Below are 24,909 nucleotides of genomic sequence, written 5' to 3' on the forward strand. Positions count from 1 at the left end.
GTCAGGACAGAGAACCTTCGAAAGACCATGCCGATGTTCGTAGAAAAGACGATCCAGCACGATAGCAAGCCCGAATTCTATCGCGAGCTTGCGGATCAACTCGCAGCCTTGCTGGAAGGCGAGCGGGATCCGATTGCCAATGCGGCCAATACGTCCGCTCTGATCTTCCAGATGCTGCCCGAGCTCAATTGGGCCGGCTTTTACTTCCTGCGGCAGGAAGGCGAGCTGGTGCTCGGGCCATTCCAGGGCAAGCCCGCCTGCGTACGCATTGCCGTCGGCCGCGGCGTCTGCGGGACCGCGGTCGAAAGGGCGCAGTCGGTCCTGGTGGAGGATGTGCACGCGTTCCCCGGTCATATCGCCTGCGATGCCGCCTCGCGCTCGGAGCTGGTGGTGCCGCTCTTCGGCAACGGAAAGGTCATCGGCGTCATCGATCTCGATAGCCCGCATGCCGGCCGTTTCGATCGGGACGATCAGGCCGGCATCGAGGCGCTTGCCGCAATCTACGTCGCCTCGAGCAAGGCGGAGGGGTAGAAAGCGGAAGGGCAGGGCGTCACGCAGTCGTGATCCATATGGCAAATCGATCCGGTGATGCCTATATTGGCTCTGCAAACATTCCCTTAGCGCTGATCGAGCTCTTCCGGCCCTCTCGCGTCCCGTTCAAGGACCCGGCCTCGCTCGAAATGCGTGCCAGGGGCAAGGAGAACAACAATGGGCAAATACAGCAAGACGGCAGAGGCGATAGCCAAGCTTACCCCCGAGCAGTATCGCGTGACGCAGCAGAGCGGCACGGAACGTCCCGGCTCCGGCGAATATCTCCATAACAAGCAGTCGGGCATCTATGTCGACATCGTCTCGGGCGAGCCGCTTTTTGCCTCAGCGGATAAATTCGATTCCGGCTGCGGCTGGCCGAGCTTTACCAAGCCCATCGAGCCCGCCAATGTCAGCGAACTGACCGATATGTCGCATGGCATGGTGCGCGTCGAAGTCCGTTCGGCCAACGGCGACAGCCATCTGGGCCACGTTTTCCCGGACGGACCGATCGATCGCGGTGGCCTGCGCTATTGCATCAATTCCGCCTCCCTCCGCTTCGTTCCGCGTGACCGCATGGAAGCAGAGGGCTATGGTGCCTACATCGATCAAGTGGAGGATGTAAGATGACAACGGAGCGTGCAGTTCTCGCCGGGGGTTGCTTCTGGGGCATGCAGGATCTCATCCGCCGCTATGACGGCGTCATCTCGACGCGCGTCGGCTATAGCGGCGGCGATGTCCGCAACGCCACCTATCGCAACCACGGCACCCATGCCGAGGCGATCGAGATCATTTTCGATCCGCAGAAGATCAGCTATCGCGATCTGCTGGAATTCTTCTTCCAGATCCACGATCCGAGCACGCGCAACCGCCAGGGCAACGATGTCGGCATGAGCTACCGCTCGGCGATCTTCTACACCAGCGAAGAGCAGAAGCAGGTCGCGCTGGACACGATCGCCGACGTCGACGCCTCCGGCTTGTGGCCCGGCAAGGTCGTTACCGAGGTGGAGCCAGCCGGCGACTTCTGGGAGGCCGAGCCGGAGCATCAGGATTATCTGGAGCGCTATCCGAACGGCTATACCTGCCATTTCATCCGGCCAGGCTGGAAGCTTCCGCGCCGGCAGGCAGACGCGCAGCGCGCGGCCTCCTGATGAAAGGATCGGCCGGCCTCGACCGGCTGAAGCTCTTCTCCGGTACATGGGAGGTGAAGCGGCGGATCATCGACCGCTTCAACCGCTCGCTGGTCACATTCGAGGGACAGGCGTTCGTGACGCCTGTCCAGTTCGAGGAACATGGCGATACGCGCAGCGGCGGCGTGGCACTGAGAAGCAGCCGCACCTATCGGCTCGATGAAACCGACGACAGCCTCGTGGTGCGTTTCCCCGATCTTTCGGAATTCATCCGCATCGGTGAGGGCGTCTCGCAGCGCCTTACTCATCATTGCGGGCAGGATCTTTACCGCGGCCGCCTCTTCTTTCGCGGGGTCGATGCCTGGGCCGAGATGTGGCATGTGCGCGGGCCCAGGAAACACTATCTGAGCCTCGCGCATTATCGGCGTATTTGACCCGATCAGTCTCCCGAACAAGGGAGCATCAGCGCGTCTGGCGCCGAGCCTGCACGGCCTTTGCCAGGTCTTCCAGCGTACGAACGGATGTCGGCCAGTCGATGCAGCCGTCGGTGATGCTCTGGCCATAGACCAGCAGCTTGCCGGGAACCAGATCCTGACGACCGGCCACGAGATTGCTCTCCATCATCATGCCCTTGATCCGCCGATCGCCGGCGGCAACCTGCGCCGCGACCGAAGTGACGACCAGCGGCTGGTTTTCCGGGTTCTTGCTGCTGTTGGCATGGCTGGCGTCGATGATGATCCGCGGATCGAGGCCCGCCTTGAGGGAGAGTTCCGCCGTCGACTGGACGCTTTCGGCATCGTAGTTGGGCTGCTTGCCGCCGCGCAGGATGATATGGCAGTCCTCATTGCCGCGTGTCGAAGCGATCGCGGCCAGGCCTTCCTTGGTCACGGCCGGGAAGTGATGGGGCTGCGACGCCGCAACGATCGCGTCGAGCGCGATGCGCACGTCGCCGTTGGTGCCGTTCTTGAAGCCGACCGGGCAGGAGAGGCCCGAAGCCAGCTGCCGATGCACCTGGCTTTCGGTCGTTCTTGCGCCGATCGCACCCCAGCTGACGAGATCGGAAATATATTGCGGCGTGATCGTATCGAGATATTCGCAGCCCGCCGGCAGGCCGATCTCGTTGACGTCGAACAGCAGCTTGCGGGCGATGCGCAGGCCTTCCTCGATGCGGTAGCTGCCGTCGAGATGCGGGTCGTTGATCAGCCCCTTCCATCCCACGGTCGTGCGCGGCTTCTCGAAGTAGACCCGCATGATGATTTCGAGTTCGTCGGCGAAGCGGTTCCGCTGTTCCTTCAGCCGCGCCGCATAGTCGAAGGCGGCAGCCGGATCGTGGATGGAGCAGGGGCCGATGACGACGATCAGGCGGTCATCCTTGCCGTGCAGGATATTATGGACGGCATTGCGTGCCCCGGTGACGGTGGCCGTCACCGCTTCGTCGCGGGGAATTTCGTCTATGATCCGGGAGGGCGGTGTCAGCGCCGTGATCTCGACAATGCGCAGGTCATCAGTGGAATTCAACACGGTATCGGTTCCTTCAAGGGTCATACCGTGGCGACAAAAAAGCCGCCAGGTAGACTAGCGGCTGTTCGGGTCTTTGCTGTCGTGTCTCTTCTAACTACGCACAGGCCCGCCTCCGCTGAGAGCAGCGGTACGAATAAAATCGCGAGGCGTATGCATAGGTGAAAGACATGAGCTGTCTCTACGACAAAAAAAGCAGCTTGTCGATGTGTCGTCGCGGGTGAAATGCGCAAGGTTGGATGCTGAGCGATTTTTGGGCCGATGCTCCACGCGCCTGCTCGTCGGCCTTCGATAGCCGTTTCCCGCAAGCAGCGCCGCGCCAACGAATCAACCCCTGCCTCGGAAGGAACGGCCCGACTTCGCTGGAAGTCGGGCCGCCCCCCATCCGATCAGGGGTCAAGTCAGATCAGATCTCGTAAACGAGGCTTAGAAGCTGCGCTGGAAGCGCAGAACGCCGGCCCACTGGTCCTGGTTGATGGAGTCCCAGTTGGTGTAGGAAACTTCCGGCTGAATCAGGAGGTTCTTGACCGGGTTCCAGCGGACGTTTGCGGTCGCTGCGAAGATCTTCGAGTCGGTGTAGGCAACCTGAGCGTTGGCCTGCAGCTTTTCGTTGATCGGAACGGTCACGCCGCCCCACAGAGCCCAGTCACCCCAGCCGATGGTCTTGGCCGGGCCGGTGCCGTTCGAGCTGGCGTACTTGTTGAGCTTGTCGCCGTCGGTGTTCCAGCCGCCCATCAAGAAAGCCTTGAGGACGCCGAAGTCGGCATCGAAGCGAGCCTTGACGGCGCCTTCTTCAACGATGGAGTCGTAACCGCCGACAACCTTGAAGCCGAAGTTGCCCGCCTTGTAGCCGAGACCGGCAACGACGTCCGGAGCGTAATGATCGGAGCTGTCTTCGCCGTTGACGCCAGTGGCGCCCGTGCCGGAGTTCGAGTCTTCGAGCGAGATGACGGCCGTGAAGCCGTTGCCTGCGTCGTAGTTGTAGGTCAACTGGTTGAGTTCGTACGGGCCGTCATAGACCACGTCGTCGTTGATGACGTTGCCGGCGTAGCCCATGTACAGGTTGTACTGCGAGTCGAGCTTGCCGACCGTGAAGCCGGCGAGGCTGATATTGGCCCAGAGCAGCTTCGTGGTGGTCGAGCCGCCATCCTGCCAGTCGAAGCGGTAGACGGTGTTGGTCTTCAGCGGACCGTATTCGGTGTCGGTCGCGGTGTCGATGCTCAGTTGAGCGCGCGTATGCCAGAGCGTGCCGTAGCGATCCGACGGATTGTAAGCGTTGTACCACTTACCTTCGGTACGAACCATGCCGCCGATCTTGAGGCAGGTTTCGGTGCCCGGAATGAAGAAGTAGCCGGCACCGTAGGCGTCGCAGATGCGAACGTATTCCAGCGGCTCGGGCTCGGCAGCGACGATCGCGTCGGCTGCATGCGCGCCGGATACTGCTGCGAGGGCAGCAGCGGAGCCGAGAAGAAGGCTCTTGATATTCATAAAAACTCCAATCCAATATAGATTGGGCACAGGCATTCGCGCCGAAAATCGACGTGCCTTGACCCTATCCCTGTTAAAACCCCGACTCGGGAGAAGCGGGCCCCACCCGCTTCTGATCGTTATTAAAGCCCAATTACTGTAAAGTTATATGATATATTTTTTCCAAGATTGGTTTTTCGTGGTTTTTAAATTTAAGTTGCATGAAAGTCACATCTGCAAATGTAGATAGTAAGTCATACAGAATATTGGCTGCGTAATAGTCATCTCAAGATATGAATTCACGCGCGCCCGGATTTCATTCGTCTTGCGGATACTTTGAGATGAGGCAAGCCGATACCGGCGACAGGTCGCAATGCCGTGGTCATGACTGGCTGACGGCGAGCCAGCATTTCAAGGAAATGGGGATTGGCTGCTTTTAGTAAGATATCGGCGGCTTGGAGGCCGAAACGACGAGCTTGCTCAGCATGGAGCCGATCATGATGCCCCAGAGGCCACTGGTCATGCCGACGATGAGATCGAGCGTCGAACCGTAATCGCCGTTTGCCAGGAAATGCGAAACGGAAAGCGCCAGCACGCTGCCGATCATCAGGAGGCAGGTGAAGGAGGGCGATTGCGGATAGGCGAGACGGGCGAGCATGCCCGCTATGCAGAGCGCACCGGCGCGAAAAATGTCGAAGGGATTGCCGAAAGCAGCCTGCCAATTGAGGTGGGCAAGCGTTACGCCGATGAGCGCCGCGATGTAGGTCCAGGCAACAATCTTCAAAAACCGGTCTGATATCATGGGGATATGATATAGCAGCGGCGAATTCAAACGCCAGCCTCGCGCTATCGCCAAGCGCGTCCGGGCGCCTTTTCGGCGCGCACATTTTATGTGGTTGCGAAATATTCTGTTGCGATGCGGTAAGGTTTTTGGCGCTTCTCGGCCTTCGATTTGCCTTCTTGCTATGCCGCGACAGGCAGGTAAGACCGGCAGGGGCGAGCCCCGCCGGCCACCGAAACCGCCGCGAGCCGCTTCGCTTTCCTTCGAACTGCGAAATCGCTCTATCCCTTTGTTTTTACGGGATTTCGCACGGAAACCTCGGCATGCGTCTTTCCTGGACCTGCCCTAGGCATTCGCGGCGCGAAGGGGCTTTTCGTCTGGTTGCGAACGGTCTTGATCTTCGGGGTCGACATTTGGCGATGCCCGGCCAAGGAAGGAAAAGACGACAACGGCCGTGATGACCGTAATGGCGGTCAAGAGCCAAAGCAGCGCACTGAAGGCGTGGCTGTAACCCTGAATGAGCGCGTCGTGTGCGATCGCCGGTACCGCCGATGCCGCGGCCGCAAGATTTCCTGTCACGAGCCGTTGCGCGGCGGCTGAGGCGTGCTCGCCTGCCGAGGCTCCGAGGTTCGACCGGATGAGCGCGGAGAGGACGGCACTGACGATGGCAAGCGCCACACCTTCGCCGGCGACGCGGGTGGTGCTGAAGATGCCGGTTGCCATGCCGGCCCGCTCCTTGGGAACGACACTGACCGCGAGACCATCCATGAGACCCCAAGGCAGGCTGATGCCGATGCCGATCGTCAGCAGCGGGCCGATCAGCGCGGAAGGCGCCGAATTCGTGGCGAAATGGCCGAGCCAGAACAGACCTGCCGCCGAGACGAGAAGCCCGGTGCCGCAGATCGTCGCCGCGCTGAACCAGCGGGTCAGAAGGCCGGCAACGATCGGCAGGATGAGCAGCGGCGCCGAGAGTGCGACCATCATCCGCCCGGCTGCAATCTCGCTCATGCCCTCGATGCCGACGAAGCGCACCGGCAGCAGGATCAGCAGCACGACGAACGCATAGGCAGGGGCTGCCGCCAGCAACTGCACGCCGACGAAGCGCGGATAGCGAAACAGGCTGAGGTCCAGCATGGGCCGCCGGACAACACGCTCGATGATGCCGAAGACGATAAAAAGCAACGCGGCGCCAACCAGCAGGGCGATGACGAGCGCATCGCTCCAGCCGGTTTCCGGCGCGCGCAGCACGCCGTAGGTGAACAGCGTCAAGGCCAGCGTGAAGCTCAGTGCACCGGGCCAGTCAAGGCCGGCGGCTTCCGGATCGCGGGACTCGCGCAGGAAAGAGGCTCCGAGACCAAGGGCAAGCAATGCCAGCGCCACCACCAGGATAAAGATCGAGGGCCAGCCGAAGGCATCGATCAGCAGCCCGGATGCTATCGGCCCGAAGGCGAGACCGACGCCGAAGCTGGAGCCGACGATGCTGAAGGCTCTCATGCGGGCCGTACCCTCGAATTCCTGGGCGAGCGACGCCATGCCGCCGGAAAAGGCGGCCGCGGCGCCGAGGCCCTGCAGCGCCCGCAGCAGGTCGAACCAGACGATATCGCTTGCCAGTGCCAGGCCGGCTGAAAACAGTGCGAAGCAGCCGGTGCCGGTCAGGAAGACGCGCCGGCGGCCAAAACTGTCCGCCAGTGCGCCAGCCGCCATCAGGCAACTTCCAAAGGTCAGCATGAAAGCATTCGTTACCCAGTTCAGGGCGATCGGGCTGCCGCCGAGCGTCCGGCCGATGGCCGGCAAGGCAACGGCGGGTCCGGTAAATGTAAGCGGCATCGCCGCTGCAGCGCAGCAGACGGCGACGAGGACGAAGAATTTCTCGGTCGCGCTTGCGACCTTTTTCTCAGGTGAGGTCATCGGATTACCGTTCGGTTTGAGCAAGGGGAAGGCCGCGGGCTGTAGTGAGAGCGGCTTGACCCAAAAAGTCGCCACCCGCGGCTTCGAATGACCGAAAAAAGATAGATTTGCTGCAATCGAATGATAATGGCGCTATAACTCCATAGATACCGGAATAAAATTCTCGAATGGGATATGGACATGGATCGCTTGAGCGGCCTGACGGCCTTTGTTCGCACGGCGGATCTCGGCAGCTTCGCAGCCGCCGGGCGCGTGCTTGGTCTTTCGGCCTCCGCCGTCGGCAAGGCAGTCAGCAATCTGGAACGTCAGCTTGGCGTCCGGCTGCTGCAGCGCTCCACCCGCAGCATCCGGCTGACGGAGGAGGGGCGGCTTTTTCACGAACGTTGCCGGCGCGTGCTCGACGATCTCGACGACGCACAGGCCTCTCTTGCGCATGCGGTCGCGGTGCCGCGCGGGCGGCTGCGCGTCAGCGTGCCCATTGTCAGCTATCACTTCCTGCTGCCGGTGGTGCCGGAATTTCTGGCCCGCTATCCTGATGTCGAACTCGATATCGATTTCAACGACCGCATCGTCGACATGATCGAGGAGGGGGTCGATGTCGCAATCCGCAGCGGCGACCTGCCGGATTCACGGCTGATATCGCGCACGCTGCGTCCGTTCCAGATGCTGCTCTGCGCCGCGCCAAGCTATATCGAGCAGTTCGGCCTGCCCGATTGCCCGCGTGCGCTCAACGAGCATCATGCCGTCAGATTTCGCTTTCCCAACAGCGGCAAGCTGCAGGATTGGCCGCTGACCATGCCGGAGGCCGAACCGGACCTGCGCATGCGGACGGCTTTTTCCTGTAACAACATGGAGGCTGTTCGCGGCGCGACGGTCGCCGGCCTCGGTATCGGCTGCATGCCGGATTTCCTCGTGCGCAGCACGCTTGCGGAGGGAAGGCTGAGAACCGTTCTCGACGATTTCATCGACGAGCCGGGCCATTTCCATCTGCTCTGGCCGTCCAATCGCCACATGTCGCCCAAGGTCCGCGTATTTGTCGATTTCCTGAGCGAGCGGCTCTTTGCAAAGAGCTGCGAAGTTTTACCGGGCGCAACCGCCATTTAAGCAAGAGAGCCGGCGCCCGGCCTGCGGCGAGGGTGGCGCACAGCCGGAATAGTTCAAATTGCCTTCGGCAATCACGCCGAACGGCACTCGTCTTGACGCAGCAATCAGCAAACAGAAGAGAAGGCGGCTGAGCCGTGGCCGCCGCCTTCTTCTTCAGAGTCAGATGTAAAAGCGATCAGATGTCGCTCGCCGCATTCGCCCAGATTTCCGCGGCCTGTGCGGCCGTCACACGTCGCACATCCGTCTCGTCGCGGCGGCTGGCGAAGAGCTCGCTGGCCATGATCTGCTCGGCAAGATCGGCCGGCAGGGACAGGAGAACACGCTGGCCATCCTTGTGGATGCCGCCGACATCGGTGCGCTTGCCGGTGATCATGCCGCCGGCAACCGTATTGTTGCTCTCGGGGTCGATCAGGATGAAGGAGCCGGTCGAACGGTTCTGCTCATAAGGGTCGAAGATGGCGCTCTCATCGAAGGTCAGGCGAACCTTGCCGATGGCGTTCATCCAGAGCGCTTGCGCCGGTGCCCAGGCGCCTGTCTTCAGCTCAAGCTGGGCGATCGGCTGCACCTGCACGCGCTGGCGGCGGCTGCCGCTCTTCAGCCAGTAGCGCTTGCCGGGTTCGATGCCTTCCGGCTGCAGCGCCACGATCTGGGCATCGAAGGTGAGGCCCGTCTGCGGCTGGCTGTCGATGGCGACGATCATGTCGCCGCGCGACACGTCCACCTGGCGATCGAGAACGAGCGTGATCGCATCGCCTGCGACCGCCGCGTTGCGTACGAGATCAAAGGTGACGATCTTCGAGACATTGGCGACCATGCCGGACGGCAGGATCATGACACTGTCTCCCGGCTTCACCGAGCCGCCCGCAACCGTGCCCTGATAGCCGCGAAAGCTTTCGCCGGGGCGGGAGACGCGCTGCACCGAGAGACGGAAGCCAACAGTCTGCGCCGAGCGCACGGTCGCCAGCTCCAGCGTCTCGACCAGCGTCGGGCCATTGTACCAGGGCATGGCGGCCTGCCCGGAATAGACGACATTTTCGCCCTTCAGAGCCGACATCGGGATGGCCGTGATCTGCTTGACGCCGAGCGACAGCGCGAATTCGCGGAATTCGTTGGAAATCTTCTCGAAACCGGCGCGATCGTAATTCGTCAGGTCGATCTTGTTGACGGCCAGCACGAACTGCTTGATGCCGAGCAGCGAGGCGATTGTCGCGTGCCGCCGGGTCTGTTCGAGAATGCCCATGCGCGCATCGACCAAAAGCACTGCGAGATCGGCGGTCGACGCGCCGGTTGCCATGTTGCGGGTGTACTGCTCATGGCCGGGCGTGTCGGCGACGATGAAGGAGCGCTTGTCGGTCGAGAAATAGCGATAGGCGACATCGATGGTGATGCCCTGCTCGCGCTCGGCTTGCAGGCCGTCGAGCAGCAGTGCGAAGTCGGGAAGGCCGAGATCGTTCTGCTTGCCGGTGGAGTCGCGCTGCAACGTGGCGGCCTGGTCTTCCTTGACGGCCTTGGTATCCCAGAGAAGTCGGCCGATCAGCGTCGACTTGCCGTCGTCGACGCTGCCGCAGGTGATCAGGCGAAGCGGGCGCGAGTCGCGAAGAGCCCTGGCCGGTTCGGCAGCAGGCCCAGCCGTGGGCACTGCGACGACGTTTGCGTTTACGGTCATCTCAGAAATATCCTTCGCGCTTCTTCTTTTCCATGGAGCCGGACTGGTCGCGGTCAATCGCGCGGCCCTGGCGTTCGGAAACCGTGGCGATTTCCAGCTCTGCAATAATGTCTTCCAGCGTCGTCGCCGTCGAACGGATCGCACCCGTCAGCGGGAAGCAGCCGAGCGTGCGGAAGCGGATGAGTTCCTCGCGCTTGGTCTCGCCCGGCAGCAGTTCCAGCCGCGGGTCGGCGGCCATGATCATCATGCCGTCACGCTCGACGATCGGGCGCCTCGCCGCGAAATAGAGCGGCACGATCGGGATGTCTTCGGCCTGGATGTAGCGCCAGATATCCACTTCGGTCCAGTTGGAGAGCGGGAAGACGCGCACGCTCTCGCCCTTGCGGATCTGGCCGTTATAGACGTTCCAGAGTTCCGGGCGCTGGTTGCGCGGGTCCCAGCGATGGTCCGGCGTGCGGAAGGAATAGATGCGTTCCTTGGCGCGCGAGGCTTCCTCATCGCGACGAGCCCCGCCGAAAGCGGCATCGAACTGGCCGGCATCGAGCGCCTGACGCAGCGCCTCGGTCTTCATGATGTCGGTGTAGCGGGCCGAACCATGGGTGAAGGGCGTGATGTTCTCGGCCTTGCCGCGCGGATTGATGTGCTCGATCAGATCGAGATCGTACTTCTTCACGATCTCGTTGCGGAAGGTGATCATCTCGGCGAATTTCCAGCCGGTGTTCACATGCAGCAGCGGGAAGGGGACACGGCCGGGGTAAAAGGCCTTGCGCGCCAGATGCAGCAGCACCGACGAGTCCTTGCCGATCGAATAGAGCATGACGGGACGCTCGAACTCGGCCGCAACCTCGCGGAAGATATGGATCGCTTCGTTTTCCAGCGCTTTCAGATGCGGATCGAGCGGCGGCTTGACGCTTTGCGGATTGGAGATTTCCGTATCCGTACGGCTATCGGGCATTGATGACTCCAGAACTTTCAAATGTCCGGCTAGAGCTTGGCCGGAAAGAATGGATGCGTTGGCTCCCGGTTGATCGGCGGCGTGCGGGACGCGCTTCTGATCGGTGCCGGGAACCGGCGGGTGTTTCATTGGGCTGCTGCGGCACCTTCTTCATGGACATGCAGGCCGCATTCGCGCTTTTCATCATTTTCCCACCACCAGCGGCCGGCACGTTCCGGCTCGCCCGGCTTGATGGCCCGGGTACACGGTTCACAGCCGATCGAAGGATAGCCGCGCGCATGCAGCGGGTTCACCGGAACGCTGTTGTCGGCGACGTAGGCGCGGATGACATCGATGTCCCAATCGGCCAGCGGGTTGATCTTGATCAGGTTACGCTCCGGATCGAACTCGGCGAAGGGCGTATCCGCGCGGTTGGCGGATTGGCCCCGCCGCAGGCCGGTGATCCAGATGCTGGCACCCGAAAGCGCGCGCGCAAGCGGCTTGAGCTTGCGCACGCTACAACAGGCATGCCTGGCTTCGATGCTTTCATAGAATCCGTTCAGACCGTATTTTTCCGCGTATGCGTCGATATCGGTCTGTTCCGGCTCGTAGCTGACGATGCGGATGTCGTACTGGCTTTCCGTTTCGTCGATCAGGGCGAGCGTTTCGGGGAAAAGGCGTCCGGTCTGCAGGGTCGCGACTTCGATGGGCAGGCGATGATTGCCGATCTCTGCCGTGATCACCTGATCTTCTATTCCAAGGGAAGTCGTGAACACGGCCCGGCCGCCAAGGCCGGCGACGAGCGACAGACGGCCCGCAAGATCGAGCGAGGCGAGCTGGCTGTTGAGCGTCGCGGCGTCTTCAATAAGGGTGATGGCAGTCATGGGGGATCCTGTCCTGATAGTGCGCGGAGTATCGCAGCTCGCAGGGATGGCGGACAGAAAAATAGATTTCGAAAGGAAGCGGATGGAGGGTAAATATCTCCATGAAGCGGCGCCGATAAGGAAAAGCGACCGCCTCGGCTGTTAACCAAGGCATTTCGCCACCGCAGGCGGCTCTTCGGAAGCGCTTGATATGGCTGGCCATGCTTAAGCGCTTGCTTTAATGTCTATAGAAATAGTAGAGTTACACATAGCTTGTCAAATGGAAATCGGAAGTGATGGTCAAAATGATGCGTGTGCGCGGATTTTGGGCTAAACTACCGGCATAAAGGCAAAGAACGAAAACAAGTCTGGGTTGCCAGCGTTTTCCAACGTTGCGCGATTGGTGTGACCACTCTCGAATCGGCCGGGGACGAAGGCCGAGGAATTCTGAAACGATCCGGCTGAATCGTTTGGCCGAGCGTATCGCATGTGTGTGTGAAGCGGTTCGAAATGATTACTCAGAAAGCAAAATATGCGCTGCGGGCGCTATCGGCACTGGCCCAATCAGCGACAGGCGAGCCGATGATGATTTCCGATATCGCGGCGCAACAGAACATTCCGAAGAAATTCCTGGAACAGATCCTCCTCGACCTGAAGCATCAGGGCATCGTGATCAGCCGCCGCGGAAAGCAGGGCGGCTATCTCCTGCGCAAACCGGCCAATGAGATCACCTTCGGCGAGATCCTGCGCGTCATCGACGGCCCGCTGGCGCCGCTGCCGTGTCTGTCGCTCACCGCCTATCGTCGCTGCGACGATTGTGACGGTGAGCAGACCTGCGAAATCCGCCATGTCTTTGCCCGGGTAGCGGATGCGACCCGCAAGGTCCTCTTCTCGACGACGATTGCCGATGCGATCGCCCGGCCGGAAGGCGCCGAAGTCACCAGGCTCCTGGCATAGATAGGGCCGCTTCGAAAGTCGCGGACGCGGCATTTCTGACGCAATTCCGTACTTGCGGAATTGCCCTGTCTTCTTGCTTTGCCGCGATTGCGGACGGAAAGGCGCTGCCGCTCTGCGGGGATTGCTCCAATCGGTTCGGCTGCGCTTTGGCGCTCAGCCGGCGGCGTGCTCCTCGCCGCCTTCTTTCTCCATGGCTCGCCGGGCGCGGATCGCCGCGGCAATGAAGACGCGGGAAAGCCCGTGATACAGGGGCTCGCGCGACAGCAGCCGGGAGGTCACGTAGCCGATCATCGATACCGCCATGATCGGGATGACGGCCTGGTGGTCGCCTGTCATTTCCAGGATGATGACGAAGGCGGTCATCGGCGCCTGGACCACGCCGGCGAAATAGCCGGCCATGCCGAGGATTGCCGCAAGTGCCACGCCGCCGCCGACAAGCGTCCCGACCGTGCTGCCGAAGCCGGCGCCGACGGCGAGCGAAGGTGCGAAGATGCCGCCGGGAATGCCCGAAATCATCGACAGGAAGCTTGCCAGCAGCTTCTCGATGAAGAACAGCATCGGCAGGGCGTGGCCTTCCACCGCGCCGCGAGCCTGCTCGTAGCCGGTGCCGAAGGTCTGGCCGCCGGAGAACACGCCGATGGCGGCCACGACGAGGCCGCAGAGACCTGCCAGGATCAGCATCCTGCCGAGCGGCTGCGGCTGCGCCCAGCGGCGGATGCGGATGCCGGCGTAGAGCGCCAGCCCGCTGAAGGTGGCGCCGAGCGCACCGCCGCCGACGCCGCAGATCAGCATGACGACCCAGTCGCGAAACATCGTCGGCGCGACATCGGCCGTGCCGAAATAGTTGTAGCTGCCGGAAAGGCCGAGGGCGGCAAGGCCGGACAGGATGACGGCCGTCAGCACCAGCCCATTGGCGCGGGACTCATAGGTGCGGCTCATCTCCTCGATGGCAAAGACGATGCCGGCGAGCGGTGTGTTGAAGGCGGCGGCGATACCGGCGGCGGAACCGGCAAGGATCAGCCCCTTTGCCTGCGCCATGCCGCCGAAGCGGGCGACCGCCAGCATGAAGGAAGCGCCGACCTGGACCGTCGGTCCCTCGCGGCCGATCGAGGCGCCGCTGAAAAGGCCCAATATGGTCAGCACGATCTTGCCGAAGGCAAGCCGGAGCGACAGCAGTTTCGTGCGGTCCTCGTCATGATGCAGGTGCCGCGCGGCAATTGCCTGCGGGATGCCGCTCCCTTGCGAATTGGGAAACAGCGTCGCTGCGAGATAGGCTGACAGCACGAAGCCGAGGGGGGTGAGCAGCAACGGCAGCAGCCACGTCCATTCGCCCGATTGGGTCACGCCTGTAAAGGCACGCTGCGCCAGATCCGCAGCCTTGGCAAAGCCGACGCTGATCACGCCAATCGCTAGAGCTCCCGTCCAGAACACCAATCTTGGCCGCCAGAGATTGAAAGACCCCCAAATCACACGGGAACGGCGGAGCAGTTTGGACTTGCGGTAGATAGGAGGCATATGACTTGGGACCGGCAGATTGGTGGAAGGGTATTTCGGACTCTGTTCGAGCAATCTGCTTAAAAACGATGTCTTAAGATAGTCACACTGTCTTACAGAGCTTCACTTTACTGCCCGTCTCATTGCGCCGACCGTGCCGCCACGTCAACCAGTTAAGGGCGATGAACCGTACCGATCCTACCGATCGCTCGTCTCCCATCGCGGGTTGATCCACGGTTCCTGGTTCGAGCGCGCCAGCCTCGGCTTGCCGAGGATATGATCGGCCGCCTTTTCGCCTGTCATGATCGAAGGGCCGTTCAGGTTGCCGTAGGTGACATGCGGGAAGATCGAGCTGTCGGCGACGCGCAGGCCGTCGACGCCGATGACGCGGGTATCGGGATCGACAACGGCCATCGGATCGTCCTTCGCGCCCATCCTGCAGGTGCCGCAGGGGTGATAGGCGCTTTCCAGATGCTCGCGCAGGAAAGCGTCGATCTCATCGTCGGTCTGGACGTTTGCGCCCGGCTGGATCTCCGCGCCGCGATACTCGTCGAAGGCCTTCTGTCCGAAGATTTCGCGGGTAAGGCGCACGCAATGGCGGAACTTCTCCCAATCCTCCGGATGGCTCATATAGTTGAAGCGGATGACCGGATCGGCCTTCGGGTCGGAAGAGCGCAGCGTCACGTTGCCGCGCGATTTCGACAGGTTGTAGCCGACATGCACCTGGAAACCATGGCTCTTGGCAGCCGCCTTGCCGTCATAGCTGATGGCGACCGGCAGGAAATGATACTGAATATCGGGCTGCTTGACGCCCGGTGCCGAGCGCAGGAAGGCACAGGCTTCGAACTGGTTCGAGGTGCCGAGCCCCTTCTTGAAGAAGAGCCACTGTGCGCCGGCGATGCCCTGCATGTACCAGGGCAGCCAGGAATAGAGCGACACCGGCTTCAGGCTCGTCTGCTGGAAATAGAATTCCATGTGGTCCTGCAGGTTGGCGCCGACGCCGGGCCGGTCGACCTTCACCTCGATGCCCATGTCGCGCAGATGCTGCCCGGGTCCGATGCCGGAGAGCATCAGCAGCTTCGGAGAGTTGAACGAGGAGGCGGAGATGATGACCTCGCGGTTCGCCCTGATCACCACGACCTTGCCATCGCGCTCGACCTCGACGCCTGTCGCGCGGCCGTTTTCGATCACGACCTTGCGGGCGAAGCAGCGGATGAGTTTCACGTTCGGCCGTTTCAGGGCCGGCTTGAGATAGGCCGTCGCCGCAGACCAGCGCCGGCCCATCCAGGTCGTCTGCTCCATCAGGCCGAAACCTTCCTGCTTGCTGCCATTGTAGTCTTCGGTTGCCTCGAAGCCCGCCTGCTTGCCGGCTTCGATGAAGGCATGAAAGAGCGGGTTGCGGGCGTCGCCCCGGCGCACATGCAGCGGGCCATCGGTGCCGCGCCAGCCCTCTTCGCCGCCATGCGAATGCTCCATCCGTTTGAAATAGGGCAGCACGTCGGCATAGGCCCAGCCTTGCGCGCCGAGCTCTTCCCAGCGGTTGAAGTCCTCGGCATGGCCGCGCACATAGACCATGCCGTTGATCGATGAGGAACCGCCGATCACCTTGCCGCGCGGCGCGGTGATGCGGCGGTTGTTGAGCTGCGGCTCGGGCTCGGAGAGATAGCCCCAATTATAACGGTCCATGCTCATCGGCCAGGCAAGGGCTGCCGGCATCTGGATGAAGGGGCCGAAGTCGCTGCCGCCGAACTCCAGCACGATGACAGAATGCTTGCCGTCCTCCGACAGGCGGTAGGCCATGGCGGAGCCGGCCGAGCCCGAGCCGACGATGACGAAATCTGCCTGTTCCATGTCTATCTCCCTGTGGCCGCCCCGATCCTTCGAGGCCCACCTTTGGCGGGCACCTCAGGATGAGGCGGGTCATCGTCCGAGTTTGCGGTTGGTCACTCTCGACCTCACCCTGAGGCGCCGCTGCAAGCGGCCTCGAAGGGCGAGGCTGAGCCCCGAGATTGCGTCAGTAAGGCGCCTGCACCGGCCCCATGCCGACATAGACGGTCTTCAGTTCCGAATAGTGCTCCAGCGCCGCCAGCGAATTCTCGCGGCCGAAACCGGATTGCTTGGAGCCGCCGAAGGGGATTTCGACCGGGCAGAGGTTATAGGTGTTGATCCAGAGCGTGCCGGCCTCGAGCTGGTCGACGACGCGGTGGGCGCGGGTGAGGTCGGCGGTGAAGACGCCGCCGGAGAGACCGAATTCGGTGGCGTTGGCGCGGGCGACTACTTCGGCCTCGTCATCGAAATCGAGAACGCACATGACCGGCCCGAAGATCTCCTCGCGGGCGATCGTCATGTCGTCGGTGACGTCGGCAAAGACTGTCGGCTGGATGTAGTAGCCTTCGCCGGAGACATTGTTCGGGATGCCGCCGCCGGCAACGAGCGTCGCGCCCTCGGCCTTGCCCTTTTCGATATAGGCGAGCACCTTTTCGCGCTGCGCCCAGGACACCATCGGACCGATCTGCGTTGCCTCGTCCATCGGGTCGCCGATGAGCATGGCTTCGGTGCGGGCCTTCAGTCGCTTCAGGAATTCGGACTTGATCTTGCGGCTGACGAAGACACGGGTGCCGTTCGAGCAGACCTGTCCGGTCGAATAGAAGTTGCCGAGCATGGCGCCGCCGATGGCGCTGTCGATATCGGCGTCGTCGAAGACGATGAGCGGCGACTTGCCGCCGAGTTCCATGGTGACGTGCTTGAGGTTGCCGGCGGCCGAAGCCGCCACCTTGCGGCCCGTCGGCACCGAACCGGTCAGCGATACTTTGGAAACGTCGGGATGATTGATCAGCAGCGGACCGGTTTCGCGGTCCCCTTGGATGACGTTGTAAAGGCCCTTCGGCAGGCCGGCCTCGATGAGGATCTCGGCAATCTTCAGTGCGCCGAGCGGCGTGTTTTCCGAAGGCTTGAACACCATGGCGTTGCCGGCGACGAGGGCAGGAGCGCCCTTCCAGCAGGCGATCTGCTGCGGGTAGTTCCATGCGCCGATGCCGACGCAGACGCCGAGCGGCACGCGCTTGGTATAGGCGAAGTCGCCGCCGAGCGGAATGTAGGAGCCGTTGAGGCCGGCTGCCGCGATGCCGCCGAAGAATTCGAAGCTGTCGGCGCCCGAGGTCGGGTCGGCGACGATGGTTTCCTGGATCGGCTTGCCGGTGTCCAAGGTCTCCAGCTCGGAAAGCTCGCGGTTACGCTCGCGCATGATATCGGCCGCCCGCTTCAGGATGCGGCCGCGTGCCGTTGGGCTCATGGCCGCCCATTCCGGCTGCGCCCGCTTGGCACTGGCGATCGCCCTTTCGACGATGGCGGGCGTTGCCGCGTGCAGGCGGGCAATCACCTCGCCGGTTGCGGGATAGATGCTTTCGATAACGGTGCCGTCGGTGTCCTCGACATATTCGCCGTCGATGAAATGCGAGGCTTTCGGTTGTGCGCGCATTATAGAACCCTCAATTCTTCGTAGGACACCATGACATGCTCTTGAAAAGCAGGTCGCTCGGTCAGGTTTTCGTAGTAGCGCTGCAGCCGCGGGTGGGCAGGGCGCTGGATGTCGATGTCGAAATAGCGATAAAGAACGTGCCCGAACTGGATATCGGCGAGCGTCAGATTATCGCCGGCAAGGAAGCGATGCCGTCCGAGCTGCGCCTCGGCGATATCAAGCTTCGCTCCGAGCGCGGCGATAGCTGCGCGGATCGCCGCCTCGTTGCGCAGGGCGGCGGCGGTGCGTACGACGCGCCAGAATACCGGCCCGGTGAAATTCAGGGCAATGTTGATCTTGGCCCACTCCGTCCACATGTCGATCCGGGCGCGGCGACGGGCGTCCTTCGGCCAGAAGGCATCGTCGCCATATTGGGTAGCGAGATAGCGCAGGATGGCGCCCGTTTCCCATAGCGGCTCGCCATCGTCCTCGCGCAATACCGGAACCGTGCCGTTCGGATTCATCGCCAGGAATTCAGGCGTGTCGTTGACGCCATATGTGAAACCGGCATCGATGCGCTCATACGCCAGGCCGAGTTCGCCGACGCACCACATCAGCGCCTGCACGTTGGATGACGATTTGCGGCCCCAGACGGTCAGCATGGCTCTCAGCCTTCCAGCGCGTTCAGATGGGTGGTCAGGTAGTCTTCGGTCAGTGCGATCGATGCTTCGGTGCTGATCGGCGCGGATCTGAGGCTCTGGCGAATATAAAGCCCGTCAATCATGGCAGCCGCGCCCTCGGCGATGCGTTCGGCGTCACCGGCCGGGCACAGGGCCTTGAGATTGGCGACCAGGTTCGAATGCAGGCGGCGTGCATAGATGACGAGGAATCGGCGCGTCTCTTCCGAGCGCTGCGCTTCGGCATAGAAGGCAAGCCAGGCGGCGATCGTCTCCGGCGCGAATTGATCGGCCTGAAAACTGACGCGGATGACGGCGGAGAGCTTTTCGCGGGGCGTCCTCGCGGCCCGGAGCGCCGTCACGACGCTGTCGCGCAGCCGCTGTAGATGCACACGGACGGTCTCGATCAGCAACTGTTCCTTGCTGCCGAAATAATGATGCGCAAGAGCGGGGGAAACACCGGCCTCCTTGGCGATTTCGGACATGGTGACGGTCAGCGAGCCGTGATCGCCGATCACGCGCATCGCGGCATCCACCAGCGCTTTGCGGCGCACCGGCTCCATTCCGACTTTCGGCATGCGTCAATCTCCCAGGGCTTGCGGCAAGTGTATTATTGATTGACTGATCAATCAATAAAAATCATCGCGCGGCAATCCGGGCCAAAAAATCCGCAACCTCTTTCCGAGGCGCGTTTCTGTGCCATACTTCCCGAGAGGAGGAGGTACAGTCATGGTCGATATTCTTGAGGACGTTCCGCCGTCGGCAATACGCGGCAAATGGGGCTGGTTTGTCGGGCTCGGCATAGTGCTGCTGATCTGCGGCGGTCTCGCCCTTGGCAATCTGTTCATCGCCACGGTAGCTTCGGTCTATTATGTCGGCATGCTGATGCTGATCGGCGGCATCGTGCATCTGGCCCATGCGTTCCAGGTGAAGGGGTGGGAGCACATCCTGTTCTGGGTGCTCAGCGGCCTGCTTTATACGCTTGCCGGCATCCTTGCCTTTGCCAACCCGTTGCTGGCGTCCGAGGCATTGACCCTGTTCCTCGCCATCGCACTGCTGATTGCCGGCACGTTTCGTGTCTGGGTCGGCCGCAAGCTGAAGCCGGAGCGCGGCTGGGTGTGGATCGTCATCAGCGGCCTTGCGACCGCCGTCGCCGGTATCGCCATCGCGGTCGGCTGGCCGGTCAACAGCCTCTGGATCCTCGGTCTTTTCCTGGCCTTCGATCTGATCTTCCAGGGCTGGACGCTGGTGGCCTTCGGCCTCGTGCTGAGGCGGTAGGCGATCTTCCGAAAGGGGTAACGCACTGCTACTTTTTGACAAGGAGCGTGAGCGGCGCTACTCTTTGCGTCTCTGCCGTGCGAGGCGGAGCGGCGTTGAGTTGTAACGACAGTACCTTCATCTGGAAGCACGCATGTCCGAAGGGCACGCAGCGAAGGCATCGGCCGGAACCGTGAGAACATGCTTCCAGCCGAATTTCCGCCGAACGACGTCAAGGGAGGAATATCATGCCGATGGTAACGGTTTCCATCTCTCCGCTTCAGGCTGCCGGCATTCGTGCCGCGGTCGATACCGGCACTTACGCTTCGAGCAGCGAAGTCGTGCGGGAGGCCCTGCGCATGTGGGATGCGGCCCGCAAGCGCGGTGACGTTTGCGATGTGCCGCATGCCGCCAACGATGGCGGAGACGCGGCAAGGAGCGGCCGTTGCGTGGCCGACATGTTCGCCGATTACGAGGCCGAGAGACACTCGCAGAACTAGAGCGGTTCCTCGTTTCACGGAATCGATGAACCGCTCTATCCCTTTGTTTTTACGCGATTCCGGACGGAAAACCGCTGCGCACTTTTCCTGGAATTGCTCTAGCCCTGATTTTCACTGGTGCCGGCGGCGGCTCCCACGTATTCGGCGGCATTTCGTCCCGACGAATGGTTAACATTGCTTTACCATTCATGAAACTTTCACATGCGGGAAAGGTTTCGTTGACGGTTGTGGCGCATCCTGGGTCGAAAACGCGGTAAATCCAAAGTTTTACTCAAATAAATTAGTTCAGAAATCCGCAAGTGGAGATGGGCATGCCCCTGACTGCCGCAGTCGAGGCCGGTGTATTGCGCCGGTATGCCAGCGACCAGATTGTCACTCTCGCCAAACTCGTCATCGAAAACGCATTCCAGCCGATCGTGGAGGCCGGCACGGGCGCTGTCTTCGGCTATGAATCCCTGATGCGCGGGCAGGAGCGCATCGGGTTCAACAGCCCGATCGATATTCTCGACGAGGCCGAGCGCACCGGCCAGCTTCTCGGGCTGGAGCAGATGGTCACGAGCCGGGCGCTGGCGAAGTTCGCCACGCTGCCCAACCTCGGCTCGGCGACGCTTTTCCTCAATCTGGATGTCCGGCTGATTCCGCAGGGCGCATTCCTGCTCGACGGCTTGCTGCAACACATGCGGAAGGCCGGCGTTGCACCATCCTCCGTCTGCTTCGAATTCTCCGAGCGCTTCGACAATACCAGCGTGCCCGAATTTGCCGCGCTGGTTGCCAGAATGCGCAATGCCGGCTTCAAGCTCGCCATCGACGATTTCGGCGTCGGCCATGGCGAGATGAAGCTCCTCTCCGATTATCCGGTCGACTACCTCAAGATCGATCGGCATTTCGTCGTCGATATCGATCGCAGCGCCCGCAAGCGCCATATTCTCAGGAATCTCGTCAATATCGCCCATGTTCTCGGCACGCGCGTCATCGCCGAGGGCATCGAGACCGAGGCGGAGTTCCTTACCTGCCGCGAATTCGGCGTCGATCTCGTCCAGGGCTGGTTCATCGCCCGTCCTACCGTGTTCGTCAACGAACTCAAGCCGAGCTTTCCGCACCTGCAGGATCTCGGCAAGACGGAGCGCAACAGCCAGTCGCTAGATGAAATCCTCATCCGCAAGCAGATCGAGGTGCTGCCGACCATCCGCGAGAGCGACAGCATCGACAGCGTCTTCGAGCTTTTCCGCCGCAATCCGCGCCGCGCCTATTTCCCGGTCGTCAATGCCAATGACGAGCCGCGCGGCATCATCCACGAGTATCAGCTGAAGGAATACATCTACCAGCCGTTCGGCCGCGATCTTTTGAAGAACAAGGTCTATGAGCGCTCCATCTCGCATTTCGTCGAGATGGCGCCGATCGTCGGCCTCGATTCCGACGCGGATACGCTGATGGCGATCTTCGCCAACATGGAAAGCAGCGATTGCCTGATCGTGACCGAAGGCACGCATTATGCCGGCATCGTTTCAGCCGCCTCGCTCATCAAGGTCATCAACGAGAAGCAACTGAAGATCGCTCAGGACCAGAACCCGCTGACCGGCCTGCCGGGCAATCGCGCCATCCACGATTTCATGCAGAATGTCGGCCGGGACGGCGACGAGATCAGGCATTTCTGCTATTGCGACTTCGATAATTTCAAGCCGTTCAACGATGCCTACGGCTTCCACCTCGGCGATCATGCGATTTCGTTATTTGCGGCGCTGATGCGCCGCTATTTCTTTGCCGAGCGCAACTTTCTCGGCCATGTCGGCGGCGATGATTTCTTCATCGGCGTTACCGGCTGGAGCATGTCCGAGCTTCGCGAGGTTCTGGACCGGCTGCTTGCCGATTTCCACGCCGATGTTCTCGAACTTTACTCGGCGGAAGATCGCGCCGCCGGGCGGATTCGCGGCCACGATCGCAGCGGCGCCGAAGCGGAGTTTCCGCTGATGCGCTGCTCCATCGGCATCCTGCAGCTGCCCGAGGGGCTGGTGATCGACAATATCAACCGTGTCAGCACCTCCATCGCAGGCATAAAGGCGAAGGCGAAGGAGAGCGCCGCCGGCGTCGCATTCCTCGGTTTGGCCGAGACGAATTGACGCCATTCCGCCAAGCCATCTTTTCAAGCGCGCTGCGCTAAACTATCTCCACTGCTTTGCTGGGAGAGGAGAGTGCGCCATGCCCTTGCCGTCTGAAATGCGTTTCGTGGATCTGCCGTCCTTCGGCGGGCCTGAAGTCATGACCATCGGCCGGAAGCCGTTACCGATCCTGAAGCCGGGCGAGATCCTCGTCCGCGTCGAGGCCGCCGGCGTCAACAGGCCGGATGTGGCGCAGCGTCAGGGCACCTATCCCCCGCCGAAGGAGGCGAGCCCGATCCTGGGTCTCGAAATCGCCGGCGAAGTGGTCGATGTCGCGCCCGGCGTCACGGAATTTTCGATCGGCAACAAGGTCTGCGGTCTCGCCAACGGCGGCGGCTATGCCGAATATTGCGCCCTGCCGGCCGGCCAGGCGCTCCGCTTCCCGAATGGCTACGACGCCGTGCGCGCGGCGGCAGTCCCCGAGACGTTCTTCACCGTATGGGCCAACCTCTTCCAGATGGCGGGCCTCACCGAAGGCGAAAGCGTGCTGATCCATGGCGGCTCCAGCGGCATCGGCACGACGGCGATCCAGCTCGCCCATGCTTTCGGCGCGACGGTCTATACGACGGCCGGCTCGCAGGAAAAATGCGAGGCGTGCGAGAAGCTCGGCGCGAAGCGGGCGATCAACTACAAGCAGGAGGATTTCGCCGAGGTTATCAAGGCGGAAACCGGCCACGGCGTCGACGTGATCCTCGACATGATCGGCGCCGCCTATCTGGAAAAGAACCTGGCCTCGCTTGCCCGCGACGGCTGCCTTTCCATCATCGCTTTCCTTGGCGGGGCCGTTGCCGAGAAGATCAACCTTCAGCCGATCATGGTCAAGCGCCTGACCGTGACCGGATCGACCATGCGCCCGCGCACGGCCGAGGAAAAGCGTGCCGTCCGCGACGATCTCCTCTCTCAGGTCTGGCCGCTGCTCGACGAGGGCATGGTTGCTCCCGTTATTCACAAGGTCTTTGCCTTTGACGATGTGATCGAGGCGCATCGGTTGATGGAAACCGGCGATCACATCGGCAAGATCATGCTGAAGCTGGCCTGATCGTGAAGGAAAGCGCAATGGCGACGAGGCCGGGCACCGCCATCAGGGCATAGAGCCAGGTCGCGGCCGAGAGGCCGCCGGCAATGCCGCCCGGATGCGTGAGGCCAGCGCCATTGGCGATGACGCCCGCGAGCGCCGCGCCGAACGCGCCGCCCAGCGATTGCGTCATCGAGATGGCGGCCGAAGCCTTGTCCTGCTCGGTTCTGCGGGTGATGCCGATGAGCTTGGTGACGAGATGCGCCCAGCCGAGGCCGACGCCGAACCCCATCAGAAACATGGCGGTCACGGCGGGCGCAAGCCTGGCGACGCCATCGAAAGGCGTCGTCGTCGCCAGGAACGGGATCAGCGACGCGGTTGCGGCGGTTTCCAGAATGCAGCCGGCGACAATGGCGATCGCGGCCTGCCTGCCGGAGAGCGACGCGCTGAAGAAGGCGGCGATCGTCCAGCCCAATGCGACCAGCGCGACCAGATAGCCCGAAACCAGGGGCGTGACGCCATGCAGTGTCTGCAGGAAATAGGGAATGTATATGTCGCTCGTCAGCACCATCATGGCTGCGAACATCGTCAGATAGAGGCGCGAGATGGGATTGCCGAGCATGGCCGCGCCATAGGGTAGCAGGCGCGTGTCGCTCTTGCGTTCGATTGCGACCATGATTGCGACGAGAACGATCGACGCTGCGATCAGCAGCGCCGTGTATGATCCGTGTTCGACGGTGCTTGCAATGTTGACGACGAGGACCGCGGCCAGCAGCAGCGCGATCTGGATCAGCGGTGTCCTCGTATCCGCCCGATCGTCCGCGACATCAGGCAGCAGCCACCGTGTCGAAAACGCCATGATCACGGTCAGCGGCACGAGGATGAGGAATGCCTCGCGCCAAGCGCCTCCGGCGGCGAAGAGGCCGCCCAGCGTCGGTCCCAGCACCGTTGCGACACCCCAGATCGCTGCGTAGAGCGTGGAAGCCTTGCGCCATAAGACTTCGGGATAGACGAAACGGATGAAGGCATAGGCAAGGCCGGACAGCATGCCGGCGCCATAGCCCTGGGCGGCGCGGCCGACCAGCAGCACCGGCATCATCGGTGCGACGGCACAGATGAGGCTGCCGGCCCCGAATGTGAGAGCCGCTGCGACATAGACGGCACGCAAGCCCATACCTTTTGGCCTTGTGGCGACCGTAATCGAGCCGAGCACGCCGGCCGCGACGAAGAGCGTCGTCATCCATGAGAACAGTTCGAGGCCGCCGATATCCCGGACGATGGAGGGAGCGATCGTGGCGGTGATGTAGGCCTCGACGGCATAGAGCGTGACGCCGCCACCGAGCATAAGCGTCGCCGGCAGGCATTTCGGCGAGAACAACGCAAAGACGGAAGAGGGCGGGGTGGGAGCGGTGTTTTCCATGCCGGACATCGGGCGATCCTCGGTATTTTCCCTGGCGGTTGATTATTTTCCAAGTTATAATTTGGAAAATTACACCG

General features: G+C 61.9%; 23 protein-coding genes. 10 read left to right on the forward strand and 13 right to left on the reverse strand.

Annotated features, from left to right (window positions below; translation table 11 throughout):
• The first annotated feature begins 33 nt into the window (after window positions 1-33).
• From ACJJVH_RS02680 to ACJJVH_RS02695, 4 genes are all read left to right on the forward strand, one after another.
• On the forward strand, window positions 34-531 hold the full coding sequence (locus ACJJVH_RS02680) for a GAF domain-containing protein (RefSeq protein ID WP_112797341.1): 498 nt from the start codon (window positions 34-36) through the stop codon (window positions 529-531).
• Window positions 532-708: 177 nt separating this feature from the next.
• A complete protein-coding gene (gene msrB / locus ACJJVH_RS02685) occupies window positions 709-1,158 on the forward strand; it encodes a peptide-methionine (R)-S-oxide reductase MsrB (RefSeq protein ID WP_112796766.1) in 450 nt (149 codons plus the stop codon).
• Window positions 1,155-1,679 (forward strand): peptide-methionine (S)-S-oxide reductase MsrA, encoded by a 525-nt coding sequence (msrA, locus tag ACJJVH_RS02690; protein WP_112796768.1) that lies wholly within the window; start codon window positions 1,155-1,157, stop codon window positions 1,677-1,679. Before msrB ends, msrA begins: the two co-directional genes overlap by 4 nt.
• Complete coding sequence (locus tag ACJJVH_RS02695) at window positions 1,679-2,092, forward strand: DUF6314 family protein (protein ID WP_113356019.1); 414 nt, start codon at window positions 1,679-1,681, stop codon at window positions 2,090-2,092. The genes msrA and ACJJVH_RS02695 overlap by 1 nt, the downstream gene beginning before the upstream one ends.
• 28 nt (window positions 2,093-2,120) lie before the next feature.
• Here ACJJVH_RS02695 and ACJJVH_RS02700 read toward each other — a convergent pair whose 3' ends face one another.
• The 4 genes from ACJJVH_RS02700 to ACJJVH_RS02715 all read right to left on the reverse strand — a co-directional run bounded on the left by ACJJVH_RS02700 (window position 2,121) and on the right by ACJJVH_RS02715 (window position 7,332).
• The gene (locus ACJJVH_RS02700) at window positions 2,121-3,203 is read right to left on the reverse strand and encodes a 3-deoxy-7-phosphoheptulonate synthase (RefSeq protein ID WP_412064687.1); all 1,083 of its coding nucleotides are present in this window, start codon (window positions 3,201-3,203) and stop codon (window positions 2,121-2,123) included.
• 399 nt (window positions 3,204-3,602) lie between these two features.
• Window positions 3,603-4,664: a porin gene (locus ACJJVH_RS02705; RefSeq protein WP_112796774.1), complete on the reverse strand. Its 1,062-nt coding sequence runs from the start codon at window positions 4,662-4,664 to the stop codon at window positions 3,603-3,605.
• Window positions 4,665-5,079: 415 nt separating this feature from the next.
• Window positions 5,080-5,427: a hypothetical protein gene (locus ACJJVH_RS02710; RefSeq protein ID WP_412064688.1), complete on the reverse strand. Its 348-nt coding sequence runs from the start codon at window positions 5,425-5,427 to the stop codon at window positions 5,080-5,082.
• Between the two features lie 342 nt (window positions 5,428-5,769).
• Window positions 5,770-7,332, reverse strand: coding sequence for an MFS transporter (locus ACJJVH_RS02715; protein ID WP_412064689.1), 1,563 nt, complete (start codon window positions 7,330-7,332; stop codon window positions 5,770-5,772).
• Window positions 7,333-7,512: 180 nt separating this feature from the next.
• Here ACJJVH_RS02715 and ACJJVH_RS02720 point away from each other — a divergent pair, with 180 nt between their 5' ends.
• On the forward strand, window positions 7,513-8,436 hold the full coding sequence (locus ACJJVH_RS02720) for a LysR family transcriptional regulator (RefSeq protein ID WP_113356022.1): 924 nt from the start codon (window positions 7,513-7,515) through the stop codon (window positions 8,434-8,436).
• Between the two features lie 175 nt (window positions 8,437-8,611).
• On the opposite strand, the gene cysN is transcribed toward ACJJVH_RS02720, so the two are convergent.
• From cysN to ACJJVH_RS02735, 3 genes are all read right to left on the reverse strand, one after another.
• Window positions 8,612-10,102: a sulfate adenylyltransferase subunit CysN gene (gene cysN / locus ACJJVH_RS02725; RefSeq protein WP_112796776.1), complete on the reverse strand. Its 1,491-nt coding sequence runs from the start codon at window positions 10,100-10,102 to the stop codon at window positions 8,612-8,614.
• A 1-nt stretch (window position 10,103) separates the two neighbouring features.
• The gene (gene cysD, locus ACJJVH_RS02730; RefSeq protein WP_112796777.1) at window positions 10,104-11,057 is read right to left on the reverse strand and encodes a sulfate adenylyltransferase subunit CysD; all 954 of its coding nucleotides are present in this window, start codon (window positions 11,055-11,057) and stop codon (window positions 10,104-10,106) included.
• Between the two features lie 125 nt (window positions 11,058-11,182).
• Window positions 11,183-11,920, reverse strand: a complete 738-nt coding sequence (locus ACJJVH_RS02735; RefSeq protein ID WP_113391783.1) for a phosphoadenylyl-sulfate reductase — start codon at window positions 11,918-11,920, stop codon at window positions 11,183-11,185.
• Between the two features lie 489 nt (window positions 11,921-12,409).
• Here ACJJVH_RS02735 and ACJJVH_RS02740 point away from each other — a divergent pair, with 489 nt between their 5' ends.
• Window positions 12,410-12,856: an RrF2 family transcriptional regulator gene (locus ACJJVH_RS02740; RefSeq protein WP_112797347.1), complete on the forward strand. Its 447-nt coding sequence runs from the start codon at window positions 12,410-12,412 to the stop codon at window positions 12,854-12,856.
• 153 nt (window positions 12,857-13,009) lie between these two features.
• Here ACJJVH_RS02740 and ACJJVH_RS02745 read toward each other — a convergent pair whose 3' ends face one another.
• The 5 genes from ACJJVH_RS02745 to betI all read right to left on the reverse strand — a co-directional run bounded on the left by ACJJVH_RS02745 (window position 13,010) and on the right by betI (window position 19,062).
• Window positions 13,010-14,371 (reverse strand): chloride channel protein, encoded by a 1,362-nt coding sequence (locus tag ACJJVH_RS02745; protein WP_112796781.1) that lies wholly within the window; start codon window positions 14,369-14,371, stop codon window positions 13,010-13,012.
• A gap of 177 nt (window positions 14,372-14,548) precedes the next feature.
• On the reverse strand, window positions 14,549-16,201 hold the full coding sequence (gene betA, locus ACJJVH_RS02750; protein ID WP_412064690.1) for a choline dehydrogenase: 1,653 nt from the start codon (window positions 16,199-16,201) through the stop codon (window positions 14,549-14,551).
• Window positions 16,202-16,364: 163 nt separating this feature from the next.
• A complete protein-coding gene (gene betB / locus ACJJVH_RS02755; protein WP_412064691.1) occupies window positions 16,365-17,828 on the reverse strand; it encodes a betaine-aldehyde dehydrogenase in 1,464 nt (487 codons plus the stop codon).
• A complete protein-coding gene (locus ACJJVH_RS02760; RefSeq protein ID WP_113370359.1) occupies window positions 17,828-18,469 on the reverse strand; it encodes a glutathione S-transferase family protein in 642 nt (213 codons plus the stop codon). The genes betB and ACJJVH_RS02760 overlap by 1 nt, the downstream gene beginning before the upstream one ends.
• A gap of 5 nt (window positions 18,470-18,474) precedes the next feature.
• Complete coding sequence (betI, locus tag ACJJVH_RS02765; RefSeq protein ID WP_113356029.1) at window positions 18,475-19,062, reverse strand: transcriptional regulator BetI; 588 nt, start codon at window positions 19,060-19,062, stop codon at window positions 18,475-18,477.
• A 151-nt stretch (window positions 19,063-19,213) separates the two neighbouring features.
• Here betI and ACJJVH_RS02770 point away from each other — a divergent pair, with 151 nt between their 5' ends.
• From ACJJVH_RS02770 to ACJJVH_RS02785, 4 genes are all read left to right on the forward strand, one after another.
• On the forward strand, window positions 19,214-19,762 hold the full coding sequence (locus ACJJVH_RS02770) for an HdeD family acid-resistance protein (protein WP_112796791.1): 549 nt from the start codon (window positions 19,214-19,216) through the stop codon (window positions 19,760-19,762).
• A 227-nt stretch (window positions 19,763-19,989) separates the two neighbouring features.
• Window positions 19,990-20,241 (forward strand): type II toxin-antitoxin system ParD family antitoxin, encoded by a 252-nt coding sequence (locus tag ACJJVH_RS02775; RefSeq protein ID WP_112796793.1) that lies wholly within the window; start codon window positions 19,990-19,992, stop codon window positions 20,239-20,241.
• Window positions 20,242-20,552: 311 nt separating this feature from the next.
• Window positions 20,553-22,358 carry a GGDEF domain-containing protein gene (locus ACJJVH_RS02780; RefSeq protein WP_412064692.1) on the forward strand — a complete coding sequence of 602 codons (1,806 nt, stop codon included), beginning with the start codon at window positions 20,553-20,555 and terminating at the stop codon, window positions 22,356-22,358.
• Window positions 22,359-22,437: 79 nt separating this feature from the next.
• Window positions 22,438-23,436: an NAD(P)H-quinone oxidoreductase gene (locus tag ACJJVH_RS02785; protein ID WP_113356031.1), complete on the forward strand. Its 999-nt coding sequence runs from the start codon at window positions 22,438-22,440 to the stop codon at window positions 23,434-23,436.
• Here ACJJVH_RS02785 and ACJJVH_RS02790 read toward each other — a convergent pair.
• Window positions 23,417-24,841: an MFS transporter gene (locus ACJJVH_RS02790; protein ID WP_412064693.1), complete on the reverse strand. Its 1,425-nt coding sequence runs from the start codon at window positions 24,839-24,841 to the stop codon at window positions 23,417-23,419. The genes ACJJVH_RS02785 and ACJJVH_RS02790 overlap by 20 nt on opposite strands.
• Window positions 24,842-24,909: the final 68 nt, after the last annotated feature.

The organism is Rhizobium sp. SYY.PMSO, from assembly GCF_046840415.1.
Lineage (GTDB): Bacteria > Pseudomonadota > Alphaproteobacteria > Rhizobiales > Rhizobiaceae > Rhizobium.